Raw genomic sequence first — 9,557 nt, 5'->3', positions numbered from 1 at the left:
GCTTCCGGAAGCAGCTGTCCGCACGCGGCGGCATTGACAACTGCTTGTGCGGACCGCCGGATCGCTCCCTCGAACTGCTCCCGTAGCCGCTCGGGGCAAGGTCCGTTCCTGCCGATCGGCAGGAACGGCAGGAACGGCAGGCCCTAGCTGGTGATGATTCGATTCCAGAGGTGGTGGGTAAGGCCGCTCGCCGACGTCGCCGACTCGATGGTGAAGCGGTCCTGAACCTCGGCCAGCCCGTCCCACATCGAGACCCCGGCGCCGAGGGTGATGGGCACGGTGACCAGGTGCATGAAGTCGATGAGGTCGGCTTTCAGGAACTGCCGGACGGTGGAGGGGCCACCGCCGATGCGAACGTCCCGGCCCTCTGCGAGGTCCTGGGCGCGTTCGAGTGCGTCCTCGGGTGTGGCGTCGAGGAAGTGGAAACTCGTCCCGTTGTCGAAGTGGATGGGGTCACGTCGGTGGTGGGTGAGCACCACCACGGGCGTACGGAAGGGAGGCTCGTCGCCCCACCAGCCCCGCCAGTCGTCGTCGGTCCACTCGCCGGTCTGCGGACCGAACTTGCCCCGGCCCATGATCTCGGCCCCGATGCCCTGACCCCAGGTGCTCGTGAGAGCGCGATCGATGGTGATCGGGTCATCCACGGCGTCCACGCCGTGGATGACCCGCCCGTCGAAGCGGGCGAACAGCCTCTCGGCGCCACCGATGGGTGAGTCGATCGTGATCGTCTCGCCTGCGCTGTAGCCGTCGAGGGAGACATGAAAGTTCTGCACGCGGACCTTGGCCATGCGATGGACCTCCAGCAAGTGATTGCAATCTGCAACCGGTTGACGAACCTTACAATCGAGGAGTTGCGAGTCGCAATCAGCCAGGAGGGTGCGCGATGCGTGAGCAGCCGCGTTCGGGTTGTGCCATCAACACCGCGGTGGAGTTCCTGGGAGACCCGTGATGGTCGCCCTCGGCACGTGGCCCGCGTCTACGGCGAGAGAGGCGTCCGCCGGGGCGGACGCCTCTCTCAAGTCGGTCACTTCCTGGTCGCCGAGGGGGTGGTCGACGACATCAGGGTGCGGCGGCATTCACGTACTAGATGTCGCGGAAGATCTCGATCTGCGCGCCCACCGAGTTCAGCCGCTCCGCCAGATCCTCGTAACCGCGGTTGATCACATACACGTTGCGCAGCACCGACGTGCCGTCCGCCGCCATCATCGCCAGCAGCACCACCACCGCGGGCCGCAGCGCCGGCGGGCACATCATCTCCGCCGCGCGCCAGCGCGTCGGGCCCTCCACCAGGACCCGGTGCGGGTCGAGGAGTTGGAGCCGGCCGCCGAGGCGGTTGAGGTCCGTCAGATAGATGGCGCGGTTGTCGTAGACCCAGTCGTGGATCAGGGTCGTGCCCTGCGCGACGGCGGCGATGGCCGCGAAGAACGGCACGTTGTCGATGTTCAGGCCCGGGAAGGGCATCGGGTGGATCTTGTCGATCGGCGACTCCAGCTTCGAGGGCCGTACGGTCAGATCCACCAGCCGGGTACGGCCGTTGTCCGCCGGGTACTCGGGCGTACGGTCGTGGTCCAGGCCCATCTCCTCCAGCACCGCGAGCTCGATCTCCAGGAACTCGATCGGCACCCGACGGATCGTCAGCTCGGACTCGGTGACCACGGCGGCGGCGATCAGGCTCATCGCCTCGACCGGGTCCTCGGAGGGGGAGTAGTCCACATCGGTGTCGATGCTCGGCACGCCGTGGACGGTGAGCGTCGTGGTGCCGACGCCGTCGACCCGTACCCCGAGCGCGTCCAGGAAGAAGCACAGGTCCTGGACCATGTAGTTCGACGACGCGTTACGGATGACGGTGACACCGTCGTGCCGGGCGGCGGCCAGCAGCGCGTTCTCCGTGACCGTGTCGCCGCGCTCGGTCAGCACGATGGGCCGGTCCGGCGACGTCGAGCGGTCGACCACCGCGTGGTACAGCCCCTCGGTCGCCGTGATGTCCAGGCCGAAGCGGCGCAGCGCGATCATGTGCGGCTCGATCGTGCGCGTACCGAGGTCGCAGCCGCCCGCGTACGGCAGCCGGAAGTTGTCCATACGGTGCAGCAGCGGGCCGAGGAACATGATGATCGAGCGGGTACGGCGCGCGGCGTCCGCGTCCATGGCGGCCATGTCCAGCTCCGCCGGCGGCACGATCTCCAGATCCATGCCGTCGTTGATCCAACGGGTGCGTACACCGATGGAGTTGAGCACTTCGAGGAGCCGGTAGACCTCCTCGATACGCGCCACCCGGCGCAGGACCGTGCGCCCCTTGTTGAGCAGCGAACCGCAGAGCAGCGCCACACAGGCGTTCTTGCTCGTCTTGACGTCGATGGAGCCGGAGAGCCGGCGTCCGCCGACCACGCGAAGGTGCATCGGCCCGGCGTATCCGAGCGACACGATCTCACTGTCGAGCGCCTCACCGATGCGCGCGATCATCTCAAGGCTGATGTTCTGGTTGCCGCGCTCGATGCGATTCACGGCGCTCTGACTGGTGGCCAGCGCATCCGCAAGCTGTGTCTGAGTCCAGCCCCGGTGCTGCCGGGCGTCACGGATGAGCTTGCCGATGCGTACGAGGTAGTCGTCTGCCATGGCGAAAGGCTATCTCATATGTGAGATGAGAGAGCAGTTGAGGTCCGCCATTCGTGGAGCCCCGGCCGAGGCTCGCACGCGCACCTCGTTCCCCATCCTGGCCCGACGTGCCCGTCCCGGCGAGCGGGGTACGGCCGGACGAGTGCGGGTGATGGGGTGCGGGCGTAGGGGTACCGCGGATCAGTGGCCGCGGCGCTTCGTCGTGGTCTTGCGCCAGCCGAAGGGGCCGGGCAGGTCCATCGAGGTGGTACGTCGGCCGGTGCTGCTCGCGGTGTGCTTCGGGCCGTTCTTGCCGCCGCTGGTGATGGACCACGAGCGCTTGTTGATGTTGAGCCGTACGCCGGGCAGGATCCGGAAGCTCTTACGGAATGTGATCGGCACGGTGTTCTCCTCAAGTCGGCCTCGGTGGAGCCTTGTCGGGAGTACGGGTTACCCGTGGGCCTCCATGCATGTCTGCCGGCACCGACATTGACGGAGGGTCACCTGAGGCGTGCCGTCGACGGGCCCGCTCAGGCGCGGGCGGCCGGCGTCGAGGAGGCCGTCAGCCCTGGGCCGTCGGCCTGATCACGAGTTCGTTGACGTCGACCTCCGGCGGCTGACCGATCGCGTAGTCGATCGCCTGGCCGATCGCCGCCGCCGGGATCGCGATCCCCATGCTGCCGCGCACCGCCTCGCGCACACCGGGATCGCTGATGCCGTCGGTCAGTTCGCTGTGCGTCAGGCCGGGGCAGACCACGGTGACGCGTACCTCACGGCTCTCCTGCCGCAGCCCCTCCGAGATCGCGCGGACCGCGAACTTCGTCGCGCTGTAGACGGCCGCTGTCGGGTCGACGCGCAGCCCGGAGACGGAGGCGATGTTCACGATGTGCCCGGCGCCCTGGTCGCGCATGACGGGCAGTACGGCGGCGATGCCGTGCAGCACGCCCCGGATGTTGACGTCGATCATGCGGTTCCACTCGTCGATCTTCAGCGCGTCCATCGTCGACAGCGGCATGACGCCCGCGTTGTTGACGAGGACGTCCACCCGCCCGTGCCGCTCGCGCGCGGCTGCGACGAACGAACGCATGCTCTCCAGGCTGGTCACGTCCAGCTCGTGGTGGTCGGCGGTGCCGCCGGACGTACGGATGGACTCGGCGACGGTGGCGATCAGGCCGGTACGGCGGGCGCCCAGGACGACCCGGTGGCCGGAGGAGGCCAGCCGTCGGGCGGTGGCCTCGCCGATGCCGCTGCTCGCGCCGGTGATGAGGACGACCTTGCTGGTGGGGGTGGTCACGGGGGAATCCTTCGTAAGAGGTGCAGGGGGGTGGGGGACGCGGCCGGTTCGGTACGGCGAGCATGCGCCGGATCGCGCCCGCGAGGCAGGGCGGGACTTCCTGGGTGCGCCACACCCTGGAACACCAGGGACACCGGAGACACCGGAGACACCGGAGGAATACCTGGGCACGGCTCCGGCGGCCGGGCCCGGCGGCGCGCCGCGACGTACGATTTGCCCCATGAGCGGTTACGGACTGGGCGAATTCCTGCGGGCCCGGCGCGCCCGGCTGAGGCCCGCCGACGTGGGGATGCCCAGCTCCGGAGCCCGCCGGGTCGCCGGGCTGCGGCGCGAGGAGGTCGCCGTGCTCGCCGGGGTCAGCGCCGACTACTACGCCCGGCTGGAGCAGGGCCGGGAGCGCAGCCCCTCCGGTCCGGTGATCGACGCCCTCGCCCACGCCCTGCGACTCGACGCGGACGCCGCCGGCCACGCGTACCGCCTGGCCGGCCTCGCACCGAAGACCTCCGACGAGGCCACAACCTGCCCCGACCAGGTGGACCCGGAGCTGGCGCGGCTGATGAGCGCCTTCCCGGCGGCCGTCGCGTACATCGTCAACCGCCGTCTCGAAGTCCTCGCGTCGAACGCCCTCGCCGACGCACTGATGTCCCCGCTCACCGACCACCGCCACATGGTCCGCTCCCTCTTCCACGATCCCGCCGCCCGCCATCTCTTCGCCGAGTGGGCGGCCGTCGCACGCGACAGCGTCGAGGCGCTGCGGCTGGCCCTCGGCCATGACCCGCACGACCCGGCGCTCATCGCCCTCGTCGCCGAACTACGGGCGAGCAGCGCGGAGTTCGCCGTGCTCTGGCAGGACCACAGCGTCAGCGGACTCGGCCGCAAGACCAAGATCTTCAACCACCCCGACGTGGGCCGGATCGTGCTGACGTACCAGACCTTCGACGTCCAGGGGACGCCCGGCCAGCACCTGCTCGTCGGCACCGCCGCGCCCGGCGGTCCGGATGCCGACGCGCTCGCGCTGCTCGGCTCGCTGCATGCCGCACGCCACGTGCAGTGACGCGCGTCGTAGGGGCGAGCGGGCCGCGCATGTCGAGATCGGCGCCGCCGGCCGGCTCCTTCACGACAGACGAGCAGCGGGCAGTACCGGCAGTACCGGCAGTACCGGGAGTACCAGGCGTACCGGGAGTACCGACAGCAGCACCGAACGTCGAAGGAGCACTCTCATGACGGTCACCGTCACCGCCGACATGGTCATGTCGCTGGACGGCTACATCGCAGGCACCGACCACAGCGTCACCAACCCGGCGGGCCACGGCGCCGACCGGATCGGCGGCTGGATCCACGCCCAGTCCAGTTGGCGCGAGCGCACGGGCCTGAACGGCGGTGAGGCGGACCAGGAGTCCGACATCATGCGCGAGTGGTTCGAGTCGACGGGCGCCGTGGTCATGGGACGGCTCATGTACGACTCCGGGGCCGACTTCTGGGGCGACAACCCGCCGTTCCGTGCCCCGGTCTTCGTCCTGACCAACCGCCCCGCGCCCACCCTCGTCAAGGAGGGTGGCACCAGCTTCACCTTCGTCACCGACGGCATCCACAGCGCGCTCGACCGGGCCAAGGCCGTCTCCGCCGGCCGTGACGTGGACATCGCCGGCGGCGCCCACACCGTCCAGCAGTATCTGCGGGCCCGCCTCGTCGACGAACTCCAACTGCATGTGATCCCCGTGCTGTTCGGCGCCGGCCTGCGGCTTTTCGACAACCTCGGGCTGGGTTCGCACGACCTCGAACCGATCCGCGTGGTGGACACCCCCGGCGCCACCCACCTCAAGTACCGCGTCCTCAAGTAGCCGAGGACGGGGCGGCCGTGGTGGCGAGGAGCCGGAGCGCGGCCTCGGACGCGGACCCCGGCTCGGCGCCGTACACCGCCACGCGCTGCCCCTCGTCGTTCGGCAGGGTCATGAACTCGACCATGAGCGTCATCGTGCCGACCGTCGGGTGGCGGTACGTACGGGTGTCGGTGCCGCAGTCGCCCACCGAGTGCGCCGCCCACAGCTCGGCGAACTCATGGCTGGTGACGGTCAGTTCGCCGACGAGACCGGTAAGACCGGGGTCGTCGGGGAAGCGCCCCGCGATCAGACGGAGATCGGCGACGGTGGCGCGTGCCTTACGCGTCCAGCCGCTGTCGCTGTCGCTGTCGCCGTTGCTCTCGCCGTTGCCGTCGCCGTACAGCTCGCGCATGTGCGGGTCGAGGAACAGCAGACGGGCGATGTTGGGGCGGTCGGCGGGCCGGTCCGGCGAGCCGATGTCGAGATGGCCGGCGAGCAGCGCGTGCGCCGCCGGATTCCAGTCCAGGATGTCGCCGAAGCGCCCGAGCACCAGGGCGGGTACGTCTCCGAACGACCGGATCATGATCCGTACGCCCGGACGCACCCGCTCGGGCTCCGCCTCCCGGCGCGGGGCCTTCGGCCGAGGACGGGCCAGCGAGTAGAGATGCGCGCGCTCGTCGTCGTCCAGGCGCAGCACGCGTGCGACGGCGTCGAGCACGGAGTCCGACGCGTTCGGGCTCTGCCCCTGCTCCAGTCGCGTGTAGTAGCCGGCGCTCACCCCGGCGAGCTGCGCCAACTCCTCGCGACGCAGCCCCGGCACCCGGCGGCGGCGGCCTCCGTACGTAGGCAGCCCGGCGTCCTCGGGCCGTAGCAGAGCGCGCCGCGACCGCAGGAATTCGCCCAGGTCCGCGTGTGTCTCCATACGCTCCAGTATCGGGGCGCCGCGCCGGTCCTGCCTGCACCTGTCAGGGGTGGTCCTGGCCGAGGGATGGGTACGGCCGCCGGTCCGTCGCAGCATGGCGGCATGAGAATTCTGGTGATCGGTGCCACGGGCACCGTCGGAGGCGCGGTCGCCGACGCGCTGGCCGCGCGGAACGCGACGTACGAGGTGCTGCGGGCGGCACGCCGTGGCGGCCCGCTGCGCGTCGACCTGACCGACACGGCCTCGGTCGACGCACTGCTCGACAGGACCGGCCCGGTGGACGCGATCGTGTGCTGCGCGGTGAGCGGTGCGATGACTCCACTGACGGCGCCGTCGGACGACGAGTACTGGAACGGCCTCGACGGGAAGCTGATCGGCCAGGTCGACCTCGTACGTCGGGCGCTCACCCACGTACGCGACGGCGGGTCCCTCACCCTCACCAGCGGCCGCTTCGCCGAGCCCGTACCGGGCAGCTCGCTCGGCCATCTGGTCAACGCCGGGCTTGAGGCCTTCGTCCACGCGGCGGCGGTCGAAATGCCGCGCGGTGTACGGCTGAACGCGGTCAGCCCGGGTTGGGTACGGGAGACGCTGACCGCCCTGGGCATGGACCCCGCGCCGGGCATCCCGGCGGCCGACCTCGCGCGCGTCTACGTGAACGCGGTGGAAGGCACGATGAACGGCACCACGCGGCCGTCGCCTCAGGAGGCGGCCTGACCGTCGCGCGGGCCCCGGTGGCGCCGGTAGTAGGAGACGGTCACGGCGGCGAGCAGCGGCCCCCAGAGGACCAGGGGCTGGTAGAGGATGCCGACCACGATGTTCCCCGTGTCCGTCATGTCGACGTGCGGATACGTCCACCACCAGGGAACGCTCGCCCACATCAGGGTCAGTGCCACCGCGCCGACGGCGGCCGGGACGACGGCGGCCGTCGGGCGCACGACACGCCCTCCGATCAGCGGTATCCAGCGGGGCACGACCTCGCCCCACGGCTGCACCAGACCGATCGTCAGAAAGGCGAGAAGCTCGCAGACCACGCTCAGCGTCAGCATCCAGACCTTGGCGCCGGGCGTCTGGAAGTCCACGAAGCTCTCGTCCTGGTAGCCGGCCGGAAAACCGAGCACCAGGGCGATCCGCCACAGCCCGCTCGGCAGCACCACCAGCGTGGTCAGATGCGCGGCCCAGACCGCCCAACGCGGCGGCGGCGCGACGGAGCCGGCGGTCGTGGCCGTCGTGGCCGTCGTGGCGGTTTCCACAGTGGTCATACGGCTCATCCTGCCGCCCGGCCCGCCACGTTCCATCAGCCTCGGAGCCCGGGCCGGGTAGTCCGCCGGGATGGCGCCCGGCGGTGTGAGCGGGCCGTGCGGAGGAGCGGCCGTCAGACCTGGGGAGCATGCCCGGCAGGTCTCCGCGTCACCGTGCGTGGCTCAGCGGCCGACGCGCTCCAGCTGGAACCAGTCCAGGTTCCAGTTCTGGTAGGCGTCCGCGTCCAGGCTGACGCGGACCTTGTGCGTGCCGCGCGTCAGGTACCGCTCCACGCCGCTGTTCTGCGGGACGAACGCGCTGTGGCTCGTGGTGTTCCGGACCGCGACCGGGCCGCTGTCGGCGCCGCCGTCGAACGACAGCCGGTAGGTGCCCGCCGGGGAGTAGGGCGAGGACACCCGGGAGACCACCCGATACCTGCCCGACCTGGGGACCTCCACCTCGTACGTCAGCCACTCGCCGGCCCGCAGCCAGCACACGTCCACCGCGCCGTCCTGGTCGCAGACGTCGACGTCCTCGTTGACACGGGCCACGCCACCGCGGTTGCCGGCGTCGGTGTCGTGGTAGGCGACGCCCTCGCCGCCCCGGGCGAAGTCCTCGCCCTGCACCCGCACCGCGTCCTGCGGCACGGGGTTGGCCTTGCCGGTCTCCAGCCAGGCTCGCAGGGCGACCACGTTGTCCGTCTGGAGCACACTGGCACCGAAGACGTCGATGAGAGCGCCCCAGCCCCGGGCCGGGTCTACGAGGGAGTACTCGTCGGTGGAGTGGTCGGCCAGGCCGTTCCACATGGAGTTGATCCACACCCGGCCGGTGGCTGCCATGCGCTTCAGGACGGGGGTGCGGGCGACCGCGTCGTAGTCGCTGTCGAAGATGACCTCGTACGCCACGGGCTGGTGGGCGCCGAACTCGTCGATGGCGTCGATGTTGGCGTCCGAGACGATGTGCAGGTAGATCGCGTCCCGGTGGGCCGCGCGGAACTTCTCGACCTCCGCCACGGGGGCGTCGCTCTTGAACAGCCCGTTGCGGACCGTACCGGTCTCCCGGAGGACCGTGAAGATCTCCTCGCGGGCGGGCCAGCCCTTGTCCAGGTTGACCAGGCCCCGGTTCTTCGCGATCCCCATCGCCTCGGCGAGCGTGGGCACCCGTTCGTCGGTGAGCGCGGCCTGGGCGCCGCCAAGACCTTTGCGCAGGCGCAGTTCCCGCAGCTCGGCCAGGGTGAGGTCGGAGACGGCGCCGGTGCCGTCCGTGGTGCGGTCCACCGTGGTGTCGTGCATCAGGACCGGCACGCCGTCCGCCGTGAGCCGGACGTCGATCTCGACGATCTCGGCACCGTCCTCGTAAGCGGCCCGGACGGCGGGCAGGCTGTTCTCCGGCGCGGCCCGCCACTGGCCGCGGTGCGCGGCGGTGAGGACCGTGGCGTCCTCGCCGTGGTCGAGGAAATCCCGGTAGGCGCGCTCGGCGGCGTTCCCGGAGCGGCCACCCGAGCCCGACCCCGACCCCGAGCCCGACCCCGGGCCCGAGTCGGCGCCGGCACGCGCGGAGCCGACGTCGAGCGTCCCGACCGTGGCGACCAGCACGACGGCCGCCACGTAGCTGATGTAGCTGCCCCAGCGTTTCCTGATCATTGTCGCTCTCATGCGACGCACACTGATCACCGTGGATGGCTGCCACA

The 9,557-nt window shown here is 70.5% G+C and carries 10 protein-coding genes; 3 read left to right on the top strand and 7 right to left on the bottom strand.

The window, feature by feature from the left end:
- Positions 1-143: 143 nt before the first annotated feature.
- The 4 genes from ACFT9I_RS33550 to ACFT9I_RS33535 form a co-directional block, all read right to left on the bottom strand.
- Entirely contained in the window at positions 144-788 is a 645-nt protein-coding gene (locus ACFT9I_RS33550; RefSeq protein ID WP_382570721.1) for a dihydrofolate reductase family protein, read from the bottom strand.
- A gap of 295 nt (positions 789-1,083) precedes the next feature.
- Positions 1,084-2,613, bottom strand: coding sequence for a helix-turn-helix domain-containing protein (locus ACFT9I_RS33545; RefSeq protein ID WP_382570719.1), 1,530 nt, complete (start codon positions 2,611-2,613; stop codon positions 1,084-1,086).
- A 180-nt stretch (positions 2,614-2,793) separates the two neighbouring features.
- Complete coding sequence (locus ACFT9I_RS33540) at positions 2,794-2,994, bottom strand: DUF4236 domain-containing protein (RefSeq protein WP_382570715.1); 201 nt, start codon at positions 2,992-2,994, stop codon at positions 2,794-2,796.
- Positions 2,995-3,154: 160 nt separating this feature from the next.
- Positions 3,155-3,886, bottom strand: a complete 732-nt coding sequence (locus ACFT9I_RS33535) for an SDR family oxidoreductase (RefSeq protein ID WP_382570713.1) — start codon at positions 3,884-3,886, stop codon at positions 3,155-3,157.
- 220 nt (positions 3,887-4,106) lie between these two features.
- On the opposite strand from ACFT9I_RS33535, the gene ACFT9I_RS33530 reads away from it, so the two are divergent.
- Entirely contained in the window at positions 4,107-4,940 is an 834-nt protein-coding gene (locus ACFT9I_RS33530; RefSeq protein WP_382570710.1) for a helix-turn-helix domain-containing protein, read from the top strand.
- A gap of 166 nt (positions 4,941-5,106) precedes the next feature.
- Positions 5,107-5,727: a dihydrofolate reductase family protein gene (locus tag ACFT9I_RS33525; RefSeq protein WP_382570708.1), complete on the top strand. Its 621-nt coding sequence runs from the start codon at positions 5,107-5,109 to the stop codon at positions 5,725-5,727.
- Here ACFT9I_RS33525 and ACFT9I_RS33520 read toward each other — a convergent pair.
- Positions 5,720-6,628, bottom strand: coding sequence for a helix-turn-helix transcriptional regulator (locus ACFT9I_RS33520; protein ID WP_382570705.1), 909 nt, complete (start codon positions 6,626-6,628; stop codon positions 5,720-5,722). The two genes, ACFT9I_RS33525 and ACFT9I_RS33520, sit on opposite strands and share 8 nt — an antisense overlap.
- A gap of 102 nt (positions 6,629-6,730) precedes the next feature.
- On the opposite strand from ACFT9I_RS33520, the gene ACFT9I_RS33515 reads away from it, so the two are divergent.
- Complete coding sequence (locus ACFT9I_RS33515) at positions 6,731-7,342, top strand: short chain dehydrogenase (RefSeq protein WP_382570703.1); 612 nt, start codon at positions 6,731-6,733, stop codon at positions 7,340-7,342.
- Here the strand turns inward: ACFT9I_RS33515 and ACFT9I_RS33510 are convergent.
- Together ACFT9I_RS33510 and ACFT9I_RS33505 are read right to left on the bottom strand one after the other, a co-directional pair.
- Positions 7,327-7,887, bottom strand: a complete 561-nt coding sequence (locus tag ACFT9I_RS33510; RefSeq protein ID WP_382570701.1) for a hypothetical protein — start codon at positions 7,885-7,887, stop codon at positions 7,327-7,329. The two genes, ACFT9I_RS33515 and ACFT9I_RS33510, sit on opposite strands and share 16 nt — an antisense overlap.
- A gap of 162 nt (positions 7,888-8,049) precedes the next feature.
- Positions 8,050-9,522, bottom strand: a complete 1,473-nt coding sequence (locus ACFT9I_RS33505; protein ID WP_382570699.1) for a glycerophosphodiester phosphodiesterase family protein — start codon at positions 9,520-9,522, stop codon at positions 8,050-8,052.
- Positions 9,523-9,557 lie beyond the last annotated feature (35 nt).

The organism is Streptomyces sp. NPDC057137 (assembly GCF_042670825.1).
Classification (GTDB): domain Bacteria; phylum Actinomycetota; class Actinomycetes; order Streptomycetales; family Streptomycetaceae; genus Streptomyces.
The sequence above is the reverse complement of the archived record's forward strand: the minus strand, read 5'-3'. Positions and strand labels throughout refer to the sequence as shown.